The organism is Gelidibacter salicanalis (assembly GCF_016469035.1).
GTDB classification, from domain to species: domain Bacteria; phylum Bacteroidota; class Bacteroidia; order Flavobacteriales; family Flavobacteriaceae; genus Gelidibacter; species Gelidibacter salicanalis_A.
In genome coordinates, this window is the sequence record NZ_JAEHJZ010000606.1 from 1 (window position 1) to 231 (window position 231).

General features: G+C 43.7%; 1 protein-coding gene. It reads right to left on the minus strand.

Annotation, left to right across the window (positions count from 1 at the left end):
- The coding region (locus tag JEM65_RS22110) for a hypothetical protein (RefSeq protein WP_199603929.1) at nt 1–231 on the minus strand (231 nt) is incomplete at both ends.

Consider the following 231-nt stretch of genomic DNA (forward strand, 5'->3'; position numbering starts at 1 on the left):
TAATCGTGCTGATGGGTTGTAGCAGCAGCTAATGCTTTTTTAAAAGAAAATCTTTTTATTAACTGAAGATTGTTTTGTAGCAATTCGTTTGCTTTCGCTTGTATCCAATTGGTGATAGTTCCCGATGCGGGCCCGCCATTGGGTGGATTGTACTTGAAGCCCCCATCACCCGGAGGATTATGTGAAGGTGTGATAACTATACCGTCTGCCAATCCAGTTTTTCGCCCCGTA